This is a genomic window from Virgisporangium aurantiacum, from assembly GCF_016863635.1.
GTDB classification, from domain to species: Bacteria; Actinomycetota; Actinomycetes; order Mycobacteriales; family Micromonosporaceae; genus Virgisporangium; species Virgisporangium aurantiacum.
Map to the genome: position 1 here is coordinate 82521 of NZ_BOPG01000063.1, position 19379 is coordinate 101899.

Below are 19379 nucleotides of genomic sequence, written 5' to 3' on the forward strand. Positions count from 1 at the left end.
CGGCCGTGGGTACCGGTGGTGGGTCGACGAAGCTGATCGCGGCGCTGCGTGCGGCGGCGACGCCGGACCTGTACCGGGACCGGCAGGATCGGCGGAACCACGCGGTCGACGACTTCTTCCGGCTCTGGCCGGAACAGCCGGGCGGTGGCCGGGACGCGGGGCTGGCGGCGTTCGACGCCGGCGACCCGGAGCGGGCCGACGCGGTGTGGGAAGCGGCCGGAACCGACGTCGCGCACCACAACCTGGCCGTGCTCAACCACATGCTCGCCCTCGACGCCGACCACGCCGTCCGGGTCGCGGCGGCGAAGTGGCGCCGGTCGTACAGGTACTGGCGGGCGATCTGGCTGTCCCCCACGTTCTGGCACCTGTACGCCGCCCGGTTGGCCGGGCCCGGCGAGCCGGCGGCGACCGTCCGGGACACGACGTCACCCAGCCGGCAGACGGCCGCGACGGTCCGCGAGCAGCTGCCGCTGGTGCTGGCCCGGATCGGCGCGCGGGTCGCGCTGCGGTGGGCCGAGCGCCGCCAGTCCGCCGAGATGGTCCAGGCGCACTGGCAACTCGTCGAGTACGACGGCTTCCCCGAGAACGTCCGGGCGAAGGCGCGGCTGGCCGGCGCCGACGCGGTCATCGCGCTGACCCGGGCCCGGCTCGCGCACGCCGACGGGGTCGCGCGGCCGTCGCCCCGGAGCGGGGCGTCGATCGGGAGACAGGTCCGCGACAAGGTCGCCCCGGCGCTGGACCTGCTGGCCCGGGCCCGGGTGAAGGGCGCCGACCCGGTCGAGGACGAGGTCGCGGAGCACATGCTGCGGTGGACGGCCGCCTACGTCGAGGCGACCGGCAACTTCGTGGAAGGCCTCCGGGTCCTGCACATGGCCCGGGACCTGTCACCGGGGTACAAGGTCGGAAGCCGCATCGACAGCCTCATCGACGACCTGAAACGCCAGCGGACGCAGGCCGAGCGCCCGGGAACGAGCATCGTGGACATGATGACCTCCTCCGACGGCCTGCCCTACGGCGTCGGCTGGCCGCCCCACCTCCAGTGACCTAGCCGTACGGGCCGGCGGCTCGCACGTGGTCGAGGAACCGGGCGGCCGGTGGGGCGAGGTCGCGGTCGGAGCGCCAGGTGAGGCCGACCACCCGTTGGGCGGCGGCGCTGGCCAGGGGCACCGCGACCGTCGACGTGCCGGCCTGCTGGTCGGGCAGGATCGCGACACCGAGGCCGGCGCCGGCCAGCCCCTCGACGGTGGCGAGGTCCTCGCTCTCGAACGACACCCGGGGGACCAGGCCGTCGGCGGCGTAGAGATCGTCGACGAGTGTGCGGAACCCGAAGCCGGTCGGGACGGTCACCAGGTCGTCGTCGGCGAGTTCGGCCATGCGGACGCGTTTGCGGCGTTCGAGCCGGTGTCCGGGCGCCACGGCGAGCACCAACCGCTGGCGCTGCAACGGGATCCAGCCGTGCGGGCCGGTCGGGCGGGGCCACAGGACGGCGTGTTCGGCGGTGCCGTCGGCCAGCAGGCGGAGCAGGTCGTGGGTGGGCGCCTGGCGCAGCGTGACGCGGACGTGCGGGCTGGCCACCCGGAACTCGCGGAGCAGCCGCGGCACCAGGGAGGTGGCCATCGAGTTGAGGAACGCCAACCGCACCGTGCCCGAGTCGGGGTCGAGCACGTCGGCCAGGTCGCGGCGCAGCCGGTCGTAGCGGTCGACGATGTCGCGCGCGGCGGCGAGGGCGAGCGCGCCGTTCGGGTTCAGATGGACGCCGCGGGCGTCGCGCTCGAACAGCCGCCCGCCGAGCTCGTGCTCCACCCGGGCCAGCAACCGGGACAGCGTCGGCTGCGTGAGCCGCAACACAGCGGCCGCATCGGTGACGCGTTCGTGGCCGGCGAGTGCGATCAGCCGCCGGAGATCCTCGACCTGCATACGTCAAACGTATCGGACGGATGAAAACCATTCATTGGACGCATGGCAGGAATCCGGCGCAGAGTGCGCGGAGTGAGCACCACGAGAGAACGCCGGATCCTGGTCGCGTTGTTCGCCGCCGGCGTCGCCACCTTCGCCCTGCTGTACAGCGCGCAGGCGGTGCTGCCGGCGTTCGGTGCCGAGTTCGGTGTGACGCCCGCCGGGAGCACGCTGGCGGTGTCGCTCGCCACGATCGGTCTCGGCGTGGCACTGCTGGTCGCCGGTCCGCTGTCCGAGACGTACGGCCGCATCCGGCTCATCCGCGCGTCGATGACGCTGTCGGGTCTGGTCGCGCTCGCGTGCGCGGTCGCCCCCGACTGGCGGACCCTGCTCGCGCTGCGGCTGGTCGAGGGCGTCACGCTGGCCGGGGTGCCGGCCGTGGCGACCGCGTACCTGCGCGAGGAGATGCCCCGCGGCTTCCACGCGCGCGCGGCCGGGCTCTACGTGGGCGGCACCGCGCTGGGCGGGATGATCGGGCGCCTCGTCACCGCCGGGGTCGCCGACGTCGCCGGCTGGCGGTGGGGACTCGCCGCGGCGGGAGCGGTGGGGATCGGGTGCGCTCTCGCCGTCCAATTGACGCTGCCCGCATCCCGCAACTTCACCGCGGCGCCCGCGCGGCCGCGGCATCTTGCCGCCCTGGTGCGGCCGGCCGCGACCGACCCGGCGCTGCTCGCGTTGTACGGCATCGGTTGCTGCGCGATGGGTGCGTTCGTCGCGGTGTTCAACACGCTGGCGTACCGCCTCACCGCGGCGCCGTTCGGGTTGAGCCTCGCGGCGGTGGGCCTGGTGTTCCTGGTGTATCCGGCCGGATCGGTCAGCTCGGCGGTCGCGGGTCGGTTCGCGGACCGGATCGGTCGCCGGTCCGTGGTCGCGATCGGGTGCGGGGTCACCGCGCTGGGTGTGGTGGTGACGCTCGTGGGCGCGGCGCTGCTCCTCTCCCGATGTGGTGGTGCGCCGCCGTCCGACGGCGCACCACCCCCGTCCACGTGCGCCGGTCAGCAGTCGCCGATGGTCACCCAACCGCCGCAGTTGACGCCGCTGCACAGACAGTTGTAGTTGCACCAGCGGCGCTGGTTGAGCTGGCCCTGGTAGCACCGGTACTGGTAGTAGCCGTCACCCGGGAAGCAGGCGCAGGCTCCGGCGCGGGCCTTCGGTACGAACAGGCCCAGCACCCGGTCGGCGGTGTTGTCGAGCAGTTTCCGCATGCGAACTCCTCCGTTCCACCGGGGATCCCCCGATTGGCGCTTGAACCCTAGAAAGCCGCGCCACAGCGTCCCTATAACGCCGCTATATCGCGCCGGTCCGGGCCAGCAGTTCGCGGGCGTGCCGGGCCCCCGCCCGGTACCCGCTGGCGGACAGGCGATCGAGAGCGGCCCGCGCGGTGGTCGCGGCCGCGGGGAGGTCACCGTTGTCGAGATGGGCCTCGGCCATGACGCGCTGCGCCTCGCCGGCCAGCAGCCGGTACCCGGCGCGCTCGACGAGCACGGCGGCCTCGTGCGCGGTGGCCAGCGCGAGGTCGGCGCGCCCCGTCACCCGGTACGCGCGGGCGAGCCCGACGAGCGCCCACCCCTCCGCGTACGTGGCGCCGGCGGCGCGCGCCCCGTCGCGGGCGGCCACGCACCGCTCGACCACGTCGGGCGCGCCGCCGGCGGCCCGGCTGGCCAGGGCGAGCTCCATCGTGCAGATCGCGTGCAGGTTGGGGTCGCTGGCGTCCCGGGCCAGCTCGGCGGCGGTCGCGGCGTGCGGCACGGCGCCGGCCGGATCGCCGGTGTCGCCGTGCAGCCTCGCCATGCCGTAGTGGCTCATCGCGCGGCCGACCGGGTCACCGACCTGCTCGCAGCGCCTGATCCCCTCGGTCAGCAGCCGCCGTGCCACGTCGTGGTCGCCGAGATACGTCGTGGTGATGCCGAGGTTCGCCGTGGTCAACGCGACGCCGGCGGCGTTGCCGGTCTCCCCGTAGAGCCGCAGGGCCTCGGCGGTGTCGATCCGGGCCCGGTGCAGGTCCCCGCTCAGGTACCGCAGCGCTCCGATGTTGCCCAGCGTCACCGCCACGCTGGCCCACCGGCCGAGACCCCGGTTCAGGTCCAGCACCTGCTGCATCAGGCGGAGCGCCGGTTGGATCTCGCCGCGCTCCGCGTGCGTCACCGCCAGATGCCCCAGCACCGACGCCTGCATCTCGGGCCAACCGGCCCGCTCGCTGGCGTCGAGGGCGCGCGCGAGGTGATGGTCGGCGCGGTCCGGATGCCCGAGGCTGCGCTCGGCCTGCCCCAGGCTGAGGTGCATGGCGGCGAGCGCGCGGGGGTCACCGTCGGCCGTCGCCGCGGCCAGGCCGGCCGACGTCGTGGCGAGCCAGTCCGCCATCGGACGGCGGAGCCAGAAGTACCCGCGCAGGCCGTCGGCGAGCAGCCAGGCGTCGGGCCGGAGCCCCACGTGCTGTACCAATGCGACGAGGTTGGCCAGTTCCGCGTCGAGCCACGCTCGCGCCTCGTCGGCGTCGGCGAACCGGCGCGGCTCCGGCGCGTCCGGCTCCGGCGGCAGGCGCAGCATGTGCGCGTAGAGCAGCCGGGCGGCGCCCTCGACGCCGGCCCGGTAGGCCCGGCAGAGCCGGCCGGTGGCCGCCGCGCGCACCGGCTCCGGGTCAACGCGGCGCGCCTCGTCACCGGCGTAGGCGCGGAGCAGGTCGTGCAGGCTGTACCGGTCGCCGTGCCGCTCCACCATGTGCGCGGCGGTGAGGGTCTCCAGCGCCGAAGTGACGTCTCCGTCGTCGACCAGCGCCTCGGCCAGCTCCGCGGTGACGTCGTAGCCGGGCACCAGGCCGAGCCGGCGGAACAGGACGCGGTGCGGGCGGGCCAGGTGCCGGTACGACAGCCCGAACGCCGCCCGCACCGACGCCTGCGGATCGTCGTCGACGTCGAGCTCGCCGAGGCGGCCGCCGGCGGTGACCGCCGCGACGTAGGCGGGCAGCTCGTCGTGCGGCCGCTCCGCGCACTTGGCGGCGGCGATGCGCAGGGCCAGCGGCAGGCGCCCGCAGGCGTCGGCCAGGTCGGCCAGCAGACCGGTGTCGGCGCTCTTTCCGAGGACCCCGCGCAGCAGCGTGACCGCGTCGTCGTGGGCCAGCGGCGGGACGGTCACCTGGTGGGCGTGGTCGACCGCCACGAGCCCGGTGAGCCGGTCGCGGCTCGTCACCACGGTCATGCAGTCGCCGCCCGTGGGCAGCAGCGGCCGGACCTGTTCGGCGCTGCGCGCGTTGTCGAGGACGAGCAGCACCCGCCGCTCGGCGAGAAGCGTGCGGTACCGCGCCGTCGCCCCGTCGGCGTCCACCGGAATCTGCCGGGCCGGCACGCCGAACGCCCAGAGGCACCGGGTCAGCGCGGCCAGCGGCGTGAGCGGCGTGCCGGACGACCAGCCGAGCAGGTTGACGTGCACCAGCCCGTCGGGGAACCGTTTGGCGACCCGGTGGGCCCAGTGCACGGCCAATGCGGTCTTGCCGGCGCCGGCGATGCCGACCAGCACCACCAGGGGCGGGCGCCCGGTGTCCGGCAGCAGGTTGTCGAGCTCGCGCAGCAGGTCGTCGCGACCCACGAGGTCCGCGACGTCCGGCGGCAGGGTCCGGGGCACCGGTCCGGGTTCGGTCGTCGGGCGGCCCGGCGCCGGCTCCCGGTGGACGCGCAGGGTCGGGTCCGCGGCCAGGATGCGCCGGTGCAGCCGCTGGAGCTCGGGATCCGGCTCGACCCCGAGCTCGTCGACGAGCCGCAGGCGGAACCGCCGGAACGTGGCCAGCGCCTCCGAGGTGCGTCCGCCGCGGTGCAGCGCCAGCATCAGCTGGGCCTGGAACCGCTCGCGCAGCGGATGCGCCTCGACGTGGTGGATCAGTTCGGCCACCACGTCGGCGTGGCCGTCGCCGCGCAGCAGCGCGTCGATGCGGTCCTCCGTGGTGCTCAGGCGCACCTCGTGCAGGCGGGTCACCAGCGGCCGCAGCGGCGCCGGCAGCTCCATGCCGGCCAGGATGTCGCCCCGCCACAGGGCCAGGGCCGCGCCGAGCCGGCCGGTGGCCGTGTCGAGGTCGTCGGCGTCCAGCGCGCGCCGGCCCTCGGCGACGAGCCGCTCGAACACCTCGGCGTCGAGTTCGCCCGGCTCGACCCGCAGCTGGTACCCGTCCGGGGTCCGGACGAGCCGGTCACCGGTGGCGAGCCGGCGCAGCGCGCCGACGTACGAATGGAGGTTCGCCCGGGCCGACCGCGGCGCCCGACCGTCCCACAGGCAGTCGATCAGCAGCGACGTCGGCATCGGCGTGCCGGGATGCAGCAGGAGGACGCCCAGCAGCAGGCGCAGCTTGGTGGCCCGCAGGGTCACCGGCTCGCCGGCGGCGTCGCGGACCGCGAGCGGACCGAGGATCCGCCACCGCACCGTCTCCCGCACCCCCATCGATACGAGCTTGACAGCAGCGGTCCAGCACCGTCGACCGGCTTGTCAGGGTCCGACGCGGCGGAGGTCCCGGATCGGACGGACGAGGAGCAGGGCCGCGACCACGCCGAGCGCGACGACCGTGGCGACGACGAGCAGGTCACGGGGCGCGACGACGGTGGATACCGGGCCGACGAGGGCCTGGCCCAGCGCCATTCCGGAGACCGAGCCGGCCACCTCGTACGCGGTGACGCGGTTGAGCACCGCCGGGGGCACCAGGGTCTGCACGCTGGTCGACCACATCACCGACCAGAACGCCCAGGCCGCGCCGCCGACCACGTGCCCGAGGACCAGGACGGGCAGCGCCGGTTCCAGCGCGACCGACAGCGGGATGGCGGCGAAACCGGTCAACGCCACGGCACCGGCGGCCAGCGGACGGGACGGGCGGAACCGGATCGCGACGAGCCCGCCGACCACGGTCCCGGTGCCGAGGCCCGCCATCGTCCAGCCGTACGCGGTCGCGCCCAGCCGGCCGCCGACGAGCTGGGAGGCGAGCGGGATGTAGGGCCCGAAGACGAACAGTCCGAAGCAGACCCAGATCAGGATCACCGACCACATCCAGGTGCGGGTGCGGAACTCCCACCAGCCGCACCGCAGGTCGCGGAGCACCGTCGAGGTGCTCTTTCCGACGGACGCGGGCAGGTGCCGGATCAGTGCCAGGCACACGCCGCTGACCAGGAACGTGGCGGCGTCGACGGCGTACACCGTGCCCGCGCCGGTGGCCGCCATCAGCAGCCCGGCGAGCACCGGCCCGCCGAGCTGCGTCACCGCGTCGGCGATCTTGAGCGTGCCGTTGGCCCGCTGCGGATCCGTCGCGACGAGCGGGACCATGCCGTTGACCCCGGGCTGGAACATGGCGGCCGCGCTGCCCGCCAGCACAGAGGTCACCAGCAGGAGCCAGAGCGGCGGTGCGCCGGTGAGGAAGGCCACGGCGAGCACGCCCTGGGTGACGGTGCGGACGACGTCGGCGCCGACCATCATGGCGCGGGCGCCGATGCGGTCGGCGAAGACGCCGCCGAAGACGATGAACAGCACGAACGGCGCGGTCCAGACGGCAAGAACGTACCCGACACCGGACACCCCGTAGAGGGCGCCGACGGCGAGCGCGGCCGCGACCGGCATCATCGCGTCGCCGAGCAGCGACACGACCCGGGCCCCGAAGTAGAGCGTGAAGTCCCTGGTCCACAGCGTTGCCGCCGGTGCGCGGTCAAGGACGGCGGTCATGCGACGAACTCCATGATCACCGATTCTGCTGCGGCCGGCCCCGGTGCGGAGGCGCCGCGCGCGACATCCTTGGGTACATTCGTGCCATGATCCATCGAGTCGTCGCGCTGGTCGGTCCGACGCAGGAGATGTACCCGGTGACGTGCGCCTCAGCCGTCTTCGGCGACCACGGCCCGGACATCCCGCAGCACTACGACTTCCGGCTGTGCACCGAGCGGCCCGGCCCCGTGCGCACCACGATGGGCGTCGACATCGTGGTCCCCGACGGACTGGCCGCGCTCGACGACGCCGACACCGTCCTCATCGCGGGCTGGTGCCCCGGCCCGGACCTGTCGGCCGAGCTCGCCGGCGCCGTGCTCGCCGCACACGCCCGCGGCGCGCGGATCGTCGGCATCTGCAGCGGCATCTACGTGCCGGCGGCGCTGGGCCTGCTCGACGGCCGCCGGGCCGCCGTGCACTGGGAGGGCGTCGACGACCTGGCCCGGCGGTACCCGCGCGTCAACGCCGACGGCGCCGTGCTCTACATCGACCACGGCGACGTGGCGACCGCGGGCGCCTCGGCCACCGTCGTCGACCTGTGCCTCAACCAGGTCCGCCGCGAGCATGGCGCGGCCGTGGCGATGCGCATCGGTCGTCAGCTCTCGACCGCGCCGCACCGCGAGGGCTGCCAGCGCCAGGGGCCCGCGCCCGCGACGCTCGGCCCGGTGCCCGACTCGCTGGCCCCGCTGCTCGACTGGGTCGTCGCCAACCTCGACAAGCCGCTGACCCTCCAGGACCTGGCGACCCGGTCGGGCATGTCGGCCCGCACCCTCAACCGCCACTTCCTCGAACAGCTCGGCATCTCCCCCGGCCGGTGGCTGCTCGACCGCCGGATCGCCTGGACCTGCGCGCTGCTGGAGGCGACCGACCTGCCGGTCGAGACGATCGCCACGCGGGTCGGGTTGTCGTCGGCGGTGAACCTGCGTCGCCGGTTCCGCAACGCGCTGGACACCACCCCGGCCGCCTACCGGCGCACGTTCCGCTGGGCGCCCCCGCCGACGTCGCCGGCGGGGGCGCCGCATGGTCAGGCCGGTGTGTTGTCGCCCGCCAGCTCCTCGGCGGTGAGCGCCCGGTTGTAGACGCGGACCGAGTCGATCACCCCGAGGTACAGGTCGACCTTCCCGTCGCCCGGCGCCGAGAGCATCGACAGCGCACCGGTGCCGTCGATGACCGTCCCGTGGGCCGGCACCGAGCCGACCTCGGTGTATTTGACGAACAGCCGGAGCGCGGCGCCGTCGTAGGTGAGCGAGACGTGTGCCGCGTCCCCGATCGTCAGATCACCGCCGGTGACGGTGAAGGTGCCGGCGTCGGTGGTGATGACACCGGTGAGCCCGGCACTGTCCGTGGTCGCGAACAGCCCGTACTCGATCGGGCCCGTCCAGACGCGCTTGACGACCAGCGGCTGGGTGCCGTCGAGGTTGGCGTTCGGCCTGACCCACGCCGACACCGTGAGCGCGCCACCGGGTGACAGCACCGGCTTGTCGGCCACCGTCGCCGAGCCCACCTCGCCGTGCTTCGTGAGGCCGGTCCGGACCTCGCCCGGCGTCTGCATGGCATCGTTGAGCGCCAGGTGGTTGCCGTTGCCGGAGTAGTCGTATGCTCGCCCGATCGGCTCGTTGAAGCCCCACGCGCCGAGCAGCCCCGGCCGCGGCGCCGCGACCTCCACCGAGTACGGCCCGGAGTCCAGGCTGGTGCCGTCGCCGTAGAACGCGCGGGCGGCCAGCACGTGCCAGCCCGGTGCGGCCGTGTTCGCCTGCCAGTCCATGACGTATCCCTGACCGAGGCGCCAGGTCACCGGCGCGCCGAGGGGTGCGCCGTCGAGCAGGAACTGCACCGCTGTGGGCGTCTGATAGCCCCTGGTCGCCTGGAGATACACCGTGCCACCGACGCGGCTGCCCCGCGGCGGCTGGCTGACCTGCGGGCGGAAGCCCGGGGCCGCGGCCACCGAGACCTCGACGTTCGCCTTCACCTCGGCGGGCGTCAGCGGACCGTTCCAGATCCGCACCTCGTCGATGAGACCGTCGAAGTACTCGCCCCAGACCGTGTTGCCGCCGATGCTCAGGTCGCCCACGCCGTCGAGGTTCACCGCGCCGGACCGGGGCGACTCGGCCACCGCCGTCCCGTTGACGTAGACCACCAGGCCGACGGCCGGGTCGTAGGTGGCCGCCAGGTGCGACCAGGCACCGACCGGCAGCGGGTCGTCGCCCGGCAGGTTGGTGTCGGTGTCACCGGTGTTCACCGCGACGTCCGGGCCGTACCGGTCGCTGCTCGCGTAGAGGCCGTAGGCCAGCCCGTCGCCCCGCTCGCGGAGCAGGACGGTGCGCCACCCGTCGAGGCTCTCCGGGCGTACCCAGGCCGCGAGCGTGAACCCGGCGGCCAGGTCGAACCGGCTGTCGCCGGGCACCACCACGCGGCTGCCCGCGCCGTCGAACGACAGGGCGCCGCCGAACGCGCCCGCGCCCGTCCAGGTCGCACCGGCGACCGTGCCGGTCAACCCGTTCCCGCTGGCATCGACCGCCGTGGTCCCGGCACCGTCGTCGAACCCGTACGCGGCCACCAGTTGCGGCGCGGCCGCCGCTGCCGCCGGCGTTGTCACCGGCGTTGCCACCGTGGCGGCTCCCGCCGCCACGGCCGCGACCGCCAACCAGCGTCCTACCCTCGTGCGTGACATCCGTGTCCTTCCCCCGTCGTGCGGACGCGGCACCGTCCTCAGTGGACGGCGCCGCGCACCGTGATCGGGGACACGCTACCGTCCATCGATGACGGTGAAAACCACGGCAGGATCAGACGCCGACCCAGCAGTACAGGTGGGCCCCGTCGTCGCGCAACCCGTCGCCGGGGCGTGGGCAAACTTCCCCGCTGATGCGCGACGCATTCGGGGAGACAACGGTCGGTTCTGGCCGCACTTTGTCTCCCAGGTTCTGGCGAGCGGGAGCCGCTGGATGTCTACTTCGTGATTTCGTAGCGCAGCAGCACGATGCCGTTGTCGAACGCGGTGGCCTCGATCACCTTCAGGTCCCGCCGGTCCGCGAAGACGCGGGTCCCCGTGCCGCGTGACACCGGGCAGACCATCATCCGGACCTCGTCGACGAGCCCGGCGTCCAGCAGCGACCGCATGAGTGTCAGGCTTCCCCACAGCCAGAGGTCCTTGCCGTTCTGCGCCTTCAGCTTCCGGATGGTGGCGGCCGGGTCGCGCGTCACGGTGGCGGCGGGGAAGTCGCCCCAGGGGGCGTCGTCCAGCGTCGACGAGGCGACGAACTTGGTCAGGTTGTTGAGCTTCTCGCCGTACTCGCCCTGTTCCTTGGCGTGCGGCCAGTAGTCCTTGGACATGGCGTAGGTGTTCGCGCCGAGAATCATCGTGTCGACCGAGTCGATCAGCGCCATCACGCTCGTCTTGAACGGGGAGTTGGTGTCGTCGGAGAAGGGCTCCGCGGACACGAAGCCGAGCCCGCCGTCCTCTTCCGCGGCGATGTTGTCAACGGTGACCCACTGCTGGGCGATCAGTTTTCTCATGCAGAAGAGCTTCGGTGACGCCGTGCGCACGTCCGAACAGTTTCTTTTGACGGCGAAAGGTCGACGTCAGGGGTGGGCGAGAGCCCGCAGCTCGCGGGCGACGGTGGGCCAGATCGCACTCGGCAGGCTGTGCCCGACGCCGGGCAGGATCACCAGGCGCGCGCCGGAGATGGCCGCCGCCGTGTCGCGGGAGGCACGCGGCCGCATCACCGGATCGGCGTCGCCGCACATGACGAGAACCGGCTTGCGCAACTCGCGCAGCGGCGGCCCGTGCCACCGGGCACCGCTCTGCCGGCGTTGGGCGGCCAGGTCGCGGAAGCCGCTGATTCCGTGGGCCCGTTCGCGGTCGGTCGCGTCCCGCGCCACCGACTCCTCGGCGGGGTGCTCGGCGCTCGAGGTCGCCCGCAGGACCGCCAGCCCGAGGCTCAGATCGTCGTCGTGGGCGCCGCGCAGGATCCGCAGCATTCGTAGCTGCCGGCCCCACCGCAGGTAGCGCAGGAAGACGGTCCACACGCCGGCGTCGCTCGGACCGGAAGCGAACGAGGTGACGGTCAGCACGCGGTCGGGATGCCGCAGCGCGAGCCGTTGCGCGACGACTCCGCCGAGCGACAATCCGAACACGTGGGCAGCCGGCCAGCCGAGCGCGTCGAGCACGGCCGCCGCGTCGTCGACGAGATCCTCGGCCCCGTACGCCGCGTGCGGATGGGTGGATTCACCGGCGTCCCGCAGATCGAAGACGGCCGGCCGGAACCCGTGTTCCCGCAGGCACTGGAGCAGACCCTGGGGCCACCAGAACCGCGACGCCCCGGTCCCCATGATCATGAGCAGCGGGTCCCCGGTGCCCGGGCCCGGATCGTCGTACGCGAGCCGAACGCCACCGTTGACGGCGAAGCGGGTATTCATCGTCAGAGGTCGAGAGCGTCGACGGTGGTCGTCACGTGTTCGTGGGTCCGGCACCGGCCGCCGCCGGTGGCGACGCCGCACGGTGTCCCGCGTTTGGTCGGCGCGCCGCAGAGCACGGCGGGGTCGTGGACGTGGCAGAAGCCGGACGGTCGGGCGCTGATCGGGCAGGGCCGGCCGGCCTTCGTCCTGGCCCGGCACACCGGCCCGGCACCGGTCGCCGTCGCCGGCGATGCCGGCACCCGTGCCGATGCCGATGCCGACGCAGACGCCGGTGCGGCTCGGCGGCGCGGCTCCGGCAGCGGCGGCACCGGGACGCCGGCGGCCTCCAGGGCCTCCCGCTGGCCCCGAGCGGCGAGCCGGTCGGCGCGTTCGTTCTCCACGTGGCCGGCATGACCCTTCACCCAGTGCCAGACGACCTCCTGGTGACGGGCGACCGCGGCGTCGAGTTCCCGCCACAGGTCCTCGTTCTTGACCGGCTGGCCCTCCTTCGTCCGCCAACCGTTGCGCTTCCAGCCCGCCACCCACGACATGATGCCGTTGCGGACGTACGTGCTGTCGGTGTGCAGGTCGACGACGGCCGGACGGGTGAGCGTGGCCAGCGCCCGGATCGGGGCGGTGAGTTCCATCCGGTTGTTCGTCGTGGACGTGGCCTCGCCGCCGCACAGTTCCTTCTCGACCTCGCCGTAGCGCAGCAGCGCGCCCCAACCGCCGGGCCCCGGGTTGGGGCTGCACGCCCCGTCGGTCCAGATCTGTACCCGCGCCGTCCCCGATCCCGCCACCCCGATAACCTACCGTGACCGGTGCAGGAGGCTAAGTTGATCTTCAACCGCATGGGGGAGCCGTGACCACCGACGTGACGCCCGAACTGGCCGAGGCGATCCAGCGCGGCTACGACCAGCGCGACCGGGCGAACATGGCGCCGACGATCGCCTACTTCCGGGCGCTGCTCGACGAACACCCCGACCACCCCGTCCTCGTGTACGAGGTGGGCGGCGCCTACGACACCGCCGGCCAGGAACAGACCGCCCGCGGCTACTACGAGCGGGCGCTCGCACTCGGCCTCGGCGGCGACGCCCTCCGCCGGTGCCTGTGCCAGTACGCCAGCACCCTGCGGTGGCTGGGCGAGCTGGACGCGTCGCTGGTGGTGCTCGACCGGGCCCGCCGGGAGTTCCCCGACTCCGACTCCGTGCGCGTCTTCCGCGCCCTCACCCTGAACGACGCGAAGCGGTCGGACGAGGCGGTGGCCGAGCTGCTCACGGTCGTCACCGGGCACGCGGAGGTCACTGACCTCGGGCGGTGGGCGGTCGGCCTGCGCGGCCTCGCCCAGTGGCTGGCCGACGGCCGCCCCGAGTAGGACGCGTCAGGTCCGGCGCAGCGTGAACCAGAACGTGGGCACGGGGTTCGTGCCCGGCGTGACGTCGACGAGGTCCCAGCCGGTGAACCTCGTTCGCAGTTCGTCGGCGGTGACGCCGGAGATCGGGTCGTCGAACGCCTCGGGGCCGTAGCCGAACATCAGCAGGTGCGCGTCGGTGGCGGCGCGGTGGGTGAGCCCGGCGACGTACGCGTCGCGCCGGTGTGCGGGGATCGCGCAGAAGCAGCTCAGGTCGAAGAACAGGTCGTACCGGCCGGGTACGTCGACGCCGTCTTCGTCTTCGCCTTCGTCGAGCCGGGTGGCGTCGGCGCACAGGAACCGAGCGGTCACCCCCGCCGCGGCGGCCTTGGCCCGGGCCTGTTCGACCGCGCGGTCGACGAGATCGACGGCGACCACGTCCCAGCCCAGGCGGGCGAGGTAGATGGCGTTGGTGCCCGTACCGCAGCCGAGTTCGAGAGCGCGGCCGGGCTCCCGGCCGTCGACCAGGGCGACGAGCTCGGGCGGGGTCACGTCGGTGTCCCAGGGCGGTTTGCCGGCCCGGTAGTACTCCTCGAGCATGCGGTGGACGGCCTGCTCCTGCCGTCGTTCGGTGTCGGTCGCCATCTGATCCTCCCGTTGCTAGAGTCTAACTCTAGTGATGAGCTCTAGATATAGACTCCGGCACGGCGATCGTCAAGCGCCGCCATCACCCCTGTGCGGCCGCGTACCGGCTCCGGAACCAGTCCGGCATGTTCCCGGGTGTGCGCGGATAGCGTTCCTGGTCCAGGAGGTACTGCTCGGGCGCCGGCGGCGTCCGGAACGGCGGCTCGGTGTCGTGGTTGAACCGCGCGTGGAAGATGCTGGGCCGGTCGATCACCAGATCCATCGAGTACCACGTGCCCAACCCGTCGACGTACATCCCCCGGCGCAGTCGCGCCAACGGTTGCGACACGTCACGCGGGGCGGGCACCTGCTGGCGGACCCCGTTGTCCAACGCCACACCGAGGCCGGCGCTGGCCTGTCGCCCCATGACCATGAAGTCGAAGATCAGCCGCTGCCAGTCCGGCGGTGCCGCCTCGATCAGCGTGATGGTGATCTTCTCGAGCAGTTCGTTCTGCTCGACGGGCGTCAGCGTCATGCGGTCCGGTCCTCCGTTTCGGCGCCGAACCACCGGGCCAGCGCGACCTCGAGCGTCGCCTGATCATCGCCGACCCACGCAACGTGCCCGTCCGGGCGGAGCAGGACCGCCGGCACGTCCGGCTCGTCGCCGGTGTCGGCGACGCGGTCGACCCGGTCGGCCCAGCCGTCGACCGACAGGCGCCCCGTCCGGTCGAGCAGCAGCCCGTTGCCGGTGCGCATCAGCTCGAACAGGCGGCCGTCCGTCAGGCGGACGTCGCGCAGCCGCCGCCCCACCAGGGCGTGGCCCGCACCGAGGTCGTACCGGATGTTGATCGCGGTGATCCGCTCGATCAGGAACCGGTTGACGTCGTCGAAGTCCATCAGCTGCGCCAGCAACCGCCGGACCGCCTGCGGCCCGGGCTCGTTGGTCGTCAGCAGCATCTGTGCGCGGGTGTTGGTCAGCACATCGGCGGCCACCGGATGCCGCTCGGACTCGTAGCTGTCCAACAGGTCGTCCGGCGCCCGGCCGCCGACGGCCGCCGCCAGCTTCCAGCCCAGGTTGAACGAGTCCTGGATCCCGAGATTGAGCCCCTGCCCACCCATCGGCGGGTGGACGTGCGCGGCGTCCCCGGCCAGGAACACCCGCCCGACGCGGTAACGCTCGGCCAGGCGGGTCGCGTCGCCGAAGCGCGACAGCCAGCGCGGGGAGTGCACGCCGAAGTCGGTGCCGGCGTACGCGCGCAGCTGTCGCCGGAACTCCTCGATCGTCGGCCGCACCGAACGGTCCTCGACGACGTCCTCGGCCGGCACCACCACCCGGAACACCCCCGGCGTGCCCGACGGCCCGAGTCCGAACCGCTTCTCGGTCTGACGCACCTCGGTCATCACCTCGGTGATGTGCTCCGGGGACGCCGTCACCTCCATCTCGCCCAGCAACGTGTCGACCCGTGACGGCTCGCCGGGAAACCCGACCCCGAGCAGCTTCCGGACCGTGCTGCGGCCACCGTCGCAGCCGACGACGAACCGCGCCCGCAGCGTTTCATCTCCACTGTGGACGGTCACCCCGTCGTCGTCCTGTTCCAGCCCGTCCACCGCGCACCCGCGCCGGATCTCGGCCCCGGCCTCGGCCGCGTACTCGGCGAGCAGCCGGTCGGTGAGCGTCTGCGGAATTCCGAGCACGTATCCGTGTGCGGTGTCCAACCCGGCGGGAGCGGGCTTGTCGATGCCCGCGAAGTATCCCCGGATCGGGTGCCGCGTGCCGTTCTCGAGGAACCGCTCCAACAGCCCCCGCTGGTCCATCACCTCGATGCTGCGCACGTGCAGCCCGAGCGACCGCACGAACGGCGGCGGCTCGGCCTCCTTCTCCAGCACGAGCACACCGACGCCCCGCAGCCGCAGTTCGCCCGCCAGCATCATGCCCGTCGGCCCACCGCCGGCGATGATCACATCGAACATGCCTTCCCCCGATCCTCGCGTCCGGCCGACGATTCTGCGCCACGACCGGGGCCTTGCCGCAAGACCGGGGGTGCGGTATATGTTAATAGTGGCAAGGAGTTCAGCTCCTTGCCTCTGTTTGTGTAGAGCCTTTCCTGTTCTCGGAACCCGTCAGGCGCGAGCTGTGGAACACACCGAGGCGGAGCTGGTCGTCGCGGCGCAGGCCGGTGACCGGCGCGCGGTCGACGAGCTCATCACGTCCCACCTGCCGTTGGTGTACAACGTGGTCGGCCGGGCGCTGAGCGGTCGGCCCGGTGTCGACGACGTGGTTCAGGAGACGATGCTGCGCGCGCTCCGCGACCTGCCGACGCTCCGCGCGCCGGAACGCTTCCGCGCGTGGCTGACCACGATCGCCGTCCGCCGGGTCAGCACCCACCTGCTGGCGGAGCGCACGGCCGCCGCCCGCACCGCGCCCCTCGACGCCGCGGCCGGCGAGCCCGACCCCGGCGCCGACTTCGAGACGTTGACGGTCGTCCGCCTCGGCCTCTCCGGGCAACGGCGGCAGGCGGCCCGGGCCGGTCGATGGCTCGACCCCGACAACCGGATCCTGCTGTCGCTGTGGTGGCTGGAGGCGGCCGGACATCTCACCCGTGCCGAACTCGTCGACGCCACCGGGCTGAGCGCCGCCCACGCGGCCGTTCGCGTCCAGCGGATGCGGGCGCAGTTCGAGCTGAGCCGGTCGGTCGTCGCCGCGATCGACGCGAGCCCGCGCTGTGCGGGCCTCACCGCCGCGCTGGCCGGCTGGCACGGCCGACCGGATCCCCTGTGGCGCAAGCGGATCGCGCGACATCTGCGGTCCTGCGCCGCCTGTGGCCACCACGGCGACGGCCTGATTCCGGCCGAGAGCCTGCTGCTCGGGCTGGCGCTGGTGCCGGTCCCGGTCTCGATCGCCGTCGCGCTGTCCCACCACGTCGCGGCGGGCACAGCGGCGGGCACAACGGCGGGCACAGCGGCCGCAGGAGCGAAGGCCGGACTACTGGTCCAGGTCATGCACGCCGCCGTCACCCATCCGGTTCTGGCGGTCCTCATCGCCGGTGGGCTGACGGCCGTCACAGCGGCCGCGGTGGCCGTCCCCTCCGCGCAGCGACCGGCGGCGGTCGCGGCCGGCACCCGGCCGCCGGCCGTCCAGGCTCCGGCCGTGCCGGCCGGCCGGATGTCGCTGGAGTCGGCCAACGCGCCCGGGCGCTTCGTGGCGTACTCCGGTGATTCCGGGACGCTGACGCCGGTCGGCGCCGGCAGTTCCCGGGCGGCCAGGATCGGAGCGACCTTCGACGCCGTTCCCGGGCTCGCCGGGGTCGGATGCGTGTCGTTCCGGTCCGACGACGGTCGCTACCTCCGGCACTCGTCCTGGCGGGCGCGGATCCAGCCGGACGAGGGAACCGCGCTCTTCCGTGGCGATGCCACGTTCTGCCCGCGACCGGGCGCCGTGTCCGGCTCGACCGCGTGGGAGTCGCAGAACTACCCGGGCTGGTTCCTGCGACACGTCGGCGACGCGGTGTGGGTGGACAGGTCCGACGGCAGCGCCGCGTTCGACGCCGACAGCGCGTTCTTCGTCCGCGCGCCGTTGGCCGACTGATCTCCCCGCAGATAACAGAAATTCCGGCGCCGATAAGTGTTATCGCCGGCCATTCGACGCGTCTCGACTTTCTATTGATAGCCGCCGGTCGATGCGACAGTCTGTTAACGCTAACAACAGGCGACCGCGCCCTAACCACCCCCACACGAAAGGCAAGCCCGCCATGCACCGCGCACCCCCACGAATCCTGTTGCGGCTGACCGTCCTCGCGCTCGTCGCCGCCGGCGCGACGGCGACGGTCGCCGCACCGGCCGCGGCGGCCACCGTCGACACCAATGCCTGGTACGTGCTCGTCAACCGCAACAGCGGCAAGGCATTGGACGTCTACAACCTGGCCACCAACGACGGCGCCCGCATCACCCAGTGGACCCGCAACAACGGCAACCAGCAACAGTGGCAGTTCGTCGACTCCGGCGGCGGCTACTACCGGATCAAGTCCCGCCACTCCGGCAAGGTGCTCGACGTCTACAACTTCTCCACCGCCGACGGCGGATCGATCGTGCAGTGGGCCGACGGAAACGGGACCAACCAGCAGTTCCGGTTGGCCGACTCCTCCGACGGCTATGTGCGCTTCATCAACCGCAACAGCAACAAGGCCGTCGAGGTGCAGGGAGCGTCCACATCGGACGGTGCCAACGTCGTCCAGTACAGCGATTGGGGCGGCGCGAACCAGCAGTGGCAACTCGTCCCGGTCGGCACCGGCGGCGGTGGCGGGTGCACCCTTCCGTCGACGTACCGCTGGACGTCGACGGGCTCGCTCGCCAACCCGAGGTCGGGGTGGGTCTCCCTCAAGGACTTCACCAACGTCGTCCACAACGGCCGGCACCTCGTCTACGCGACGACGCACGACACCGGAACGGCATGGGGTTCGATGAACTTCGGCTCGTTCACCAACTGGAGCGACATGGCCTCGGCCAGCCAGAACCAGATGCCCTTCTCCGCCGTCGCGCCGACGCTCCTCTACTTCGCCCCCCGCAACATCTGGGTGCTCGCCTACCAGTGGGGCGGGCCCGCGTTCTCCTACCGGACGTCGAGCGACCCCACCAACGTCAACTCGTGGTCGTCGCCGCAGACGCTGTTCTCCGGAAGCATCTCCGGCTCCGGCACCGGCCCCATCGACCAGACCCTGATCGGTGACGGCACCAACATGTACCTGTTCTTCGCCGGCGACAACGGAAAGATCTACCGCGCCAGCATGCCCATCGGCAACTTCCCCGGCAGCTTCGGCTCCTCGTCGACGATCATCATGAGCGACTCGACGAACAACCTGTTCGAGGGCGTCGAGGTCTACAAGGTCCAGGGCCAGAACCAGTACCTCATGCTCGTCGAGGCGATCGGCGCGAACGGACGCTACTTCCGGTCGTTCACCGCCAGCACCCTGAGCGGTTCCTGGACCCCGCAGGCCGCCAGCGAAAGCAATCCGTTCGCCGGCAAGGCCAACAGCGGCGCCACCTGGACCAACGACATCAGCCACGGCGACCTCGTCCGCGCCAACCCCGACCAGACCAAGACCATCGACCCCTGCAACCTCCAACTGCTCTACCAGGGCCGCTCCCCCAGCTCCGGCGGCGACTACGGCCTCCTGCCCTACCGCCCCGGGGTGCTCACGCTGAACCGCTGACTCCCAGAGATGTGACCCGCGCGGCGGGCCCGGTGTACGTCCGGGCCCGCCGCGTTGCACGTATGGGCAACAGCGTGTGGCGGTCGTGTGGGGGCGGTCCCGGAAATGTCGCAGTGCCC

Annotated in this window: 16 protein-coding genes and 1 pseudogene; 6 read left to right on the top strand and 11 right to left on the bottom strand. The window is 72.7% G+C overall.

Features of this window, described 5'->3' with window-relative positions:
* Positions 1 to 5: 5 nt before the first annotated feature.
* Positions 6 to 1043 (top strand): hypothetical protein, encoded by a 1038-nt coding sequence (locus Vau01_RS42955; RefSeq protein WP_204005825.1) that lies wholly within the window; start codon positions 6 to 8, stop codon positions 1041 to 1043.
* A 1-nt stretch (position 1044) separates the two neighbouring features.
* Here the strand turns inward: Vau01_RS42955 and Vau01_RS42960 are convergent, their stop codons facing one another.
* Positions 1045 to 1917 (bottom strand): LysR substrate-binding domain-containing protein, encoded by an 873-nt coding sequence (locus Vau01_RS42960; RefSeq protein WP_204005827.1) that lies wholly within the window; start codon positions 1915 to 1917, stop codon positions 1045 to 1047.
* Positions 1918 to 1989: 72 nt separating this feature from the next.
* Here Vau01_RS42960 and Vau01_RS42965 point away from each other — a divergent pair, with 72 nt between their 5' ends.
* Entirely contained in the window at positions 1990 to 3012 is a 1023-nt protein-coding gene (locus Vau01_RS42965; protein ID WP_239152305.1) for an MFS transporter, read from the top strand.
* Here the strand turns inward: Vau01_RS42965 and Vau01_RS42970 are convergent.
* From Vau01_RS42970 to Vau01_RS42980, 3 genes are all read right to left on the bottom strand, one after another.
* Entirely contained in the window at positions 2952 to 3161 is a 210-nt protein-coding gene (locus tag Vau01_RS42970; RefSeq protein ID WP_204005831.1) for a hypothetical protein, read from the bottom strand. The genes Vau01_RS42965 and Vau01_RS42970 overlap by 61 nt on opposite strands.
* Before the next feature lie 82 nt (positions 3162 to 3243).
* Positions 3244 to 6381, bottom strand: a complete 3138-nt coding sequence (locus Vau01_RS42975) for an AfsR/SARP family transcriptional regulator (RefSeq protein ID WP_204005833.1) — start codon at positions 6379 to 6381, stop codon at positions 3244 to 3246.
* Positions 6382 to 6426: 45 nt separating this feature from the next.
* Complete coding sequence (locus tag Vau01_RS42980; RefSeq protein ID WP_204005835.1) at positions 6427 to 7644, bottom strand: MFS transporter; 1218 nt, start codon at positions 7642 to 7644, stop codon at positions 6427 to 6429.
* An 86-nt stretch (positions 7645 to 7730) separates the two neighbouring features.
* Between Vau01_RS42980 and Vau01_RS42985 the strand changes: the two genes are divergently transcribed.
* Positions 7731 to 8762 carry a GlxA family transcriptional regulator gene (locus Vau01_RS42985; RefSeq protein ID WP_204005837.1) on the top strand — a complete coding sequence of 344 codons (1032 nt, stop codon included), beginning with the start codon at positions 7731 to 7733 and terminating at the stop codon, positions 8760 to 8762.
* On the opposite strand, the gene Vau01_RS42990 is transcribed toward Vau01_RS42985, so the two are convergent.
* The 4 genes and pseudogenes from Vau01_RS42990 to rnhA all read right to left on the bottom strand — a co-directional run.
* Positions 8708 to 10354, bottom strand: a complete 1647-nt coding sequence (locus tag Vau01_RS42990; protein ID WP_204005838.1) for a LamG domain-containing protein — start codon at positions 10352 to 10354, stop codon at positions 8708 to 8710. The two genes, Vau01_RS42985 and Vau01_RS42990, sit on opposite strands and share 55 nt — an antisense overlap.
* Positions 10355 to 10629: 275 nt before the next feature.
* Positions 10630 to 11196, bottom strand: a complete 567-nt coding sequence (locus Vau01_RS42995; protein ID WP_204005840.1) for a dihydrofolate reductase family protein — start codon at positions 11194 to 11196, stop codon at positions 10630 to 10632.
* A gap of 66 nt (positions 11197 to 11262) precedes the next feature.
* Positions 11263 to 12099, bottom strand: coding sequence for an alpha/beta fold hydrolase (locus Vau01_RS43000; protein WP_204005842.1), 837 nt, complete (start codon positions 12097 to 12099; stop codon positions 11263 to 11265).
* A 320-nt stretch (positions 12100 to 12419) separates the two neighbouring features.
* Positions 12420 to 12878 (bottom strand): annotated as a pseudogene (rnhA, locus tag Vau01_RS63890) (ribonuclease HI); the annotation flags it as partial.
* Positions 12879 to 12940: 62 nt separating this feature from the next.
* On the opposite strand from rnhA, the gene Vau01_RS43010 reads away from it, so the two are divergent.
* A complete protein-coding gene (locus Vau01_RS43010; protein ID WP_204005846.1) occupies positions 12941 to 13453 on the top strand; it encodes a tetratricopeptide repeat protein in 513 nt (170 codons plus the stop codon).
* 6 nt (positions 13454 to 13459) lie between these two features.
* Here Vau01_RS43010 and Vau01_RS43015 read toward each other — a convergent pair whose 3' ends face one another.
* From Vau01_RS43015 to rox, 3 genes are all read right to left on the bottom strand, one after another.
* The gene (locus tag Vau01_RS43015) at positions 13460 to 14074 is read right to left on the bottom strand and encodes a class I SAM-dependent methyltransferase (protein ID WP_204005848.1); all 615 of its coding nucleotides are present in this window, start codon (positions 14072 to 14074) and stop codon (positions 13460 to 13462) included.
* Positions 14075 to 14156: 82 nt separating this feature from the next.
* The gene (locus Vau01_RS43020) at positions 14157 to 14588 is read right to left on the bottom strand and encodes a hypothetical protein (RefSeq protein ID WP_204005850.1); all 432 of its coding nucleotides are present in this window, start codon (positions 14586 to 14588) and stop codon (positions 14157 to 14159) included.
* Positions 14585 to 16024 (bottom strand): rifampin monooxygenase, encoded by a 1440-nt coding sequence (rox, locus tag Vau01_RS43025; protein WP_204005852.1) that lies wholly within the window; start codon positions 16022 to 16024, stop codon positions 14585 to 14587. Before rox ends, Vau01_RS43020 begins: the two co-directional genes overlap by 4 nt.
* Positions 16025 to 16187: 163 nt before the next feature.
* Here rox and Vau01_RS43030 point away from each other — a divergent pair, with 163 nt between their 5' ends.
* Positions 16188 to 17639 (top strand): AbfB domain-containing protein, encoded by a 1452-nt coding sequence (locus Vau01_RS43030; protein ID WP_239152306.1) that lies wholly within the window; start codon positions 16188 to 16190, stop codon positions 17637 to 17639.
* 163 nt (positions 17640 to 17802) lie between these two features.
* Positions 17803 to 19260, top strand: coding sequence for a non-reducing end alpha-L-arabinofuranosidase family hydrolase (locus Vau01_RS43035; protein WP_204005856.1), 1458 nt, complete (start codon positions 17803 to 17805; stop codon positions 19258 to 19260).
* Positions 19261 to 19379 lie beyond the last annotated feature (119 nt).

Bases quoted from the DNA above. Each gene is read 5' to 3' on its own strand.
- Vau01_RS42960 (WP_204005827.1), bottom strand. From the start codon at position 1,917: ATGCAGGTCGAGGATCTCCGGCGGCTGATCGCACTCGCCGGCCACGAA.
- Vau01_RS42970 (WP_204005831.1), bottom strand. From the start codon at position 3,161: ATGCGGAAACTGCTCGACAACACCGCCGACCGGGTGCTGGGCCTGTTC.
- Vau01_RS42975 (WP_204005833.1), bottom strand. From the start codon at position 6,381: ATGGGGGTGCGGGAGACGGTGCGGTGGCGGATCCTCGGTCCGCTCGCG.
- Vau01_RS42980 (WP_204005835.1), bottom strand. From the start codon at position 7,644: ATGACCGCCGTCCTTGACCGCGCACCGGCGGCAACGCTGTGGACCAGG.
- Vau01_RS42985 (WP_204005837.1), top strand. From the start codon at position 7,731: ATGATCCATCGAGTCGTCGCGCTGGTCGGTCCGACGCAGGAGATGTAC.
- Vau01_RS42990 (WP_204005838.1), bottom strand. From the start codon at position 10,354: ATGTCACGCACGAGGGTAGGACGCTGGTTGGCGGTCGCGGCCGTGGCG.
- Vau01_RS42995 (WP_204005840.1), bottom strand. From the start codon at position 11,196: ATGAGAAAACTGATCGCCCAGCAGTGGGTCACCGTTGACAACATCGCC.
- Vau01_RS43000 (WP_204005842.1), bottom strand. From the start codon at position 12,099: ATGAATACCCGCTTCGCCGTCAACGGTGGCGTTCGGCTCGCGTACGAC.
- Vau01_RS43015 (WP_204005848.1), bottom strand. From the start codon at position 14,074: ATGGCGACCGACACCGAACGACGGCAGGAGCAGGCCGTCCACCGCATG.
- Vau01_RS43020 (WP_204005850.1), bottom strand. From the start codon at position 14,588: ATGACGCTGACGCCCGTCGAGCAGAACGAACTGCTCGAGAAGATCACC.
- rox (WP_204005852.1), bottom strand. From the start codon at position 16,024: ATGTTCGATGTGATCATCGCCGGCGGTGGGCCGACGGGCATGATGCTG.
- Vau01_RS43035 (WP_204005856.1), top strand. From the start codon at position 17,803: ATGCACCGCGCACCCCCACGAATCCTGTTGCGGCTGACCGTCCTCGCG.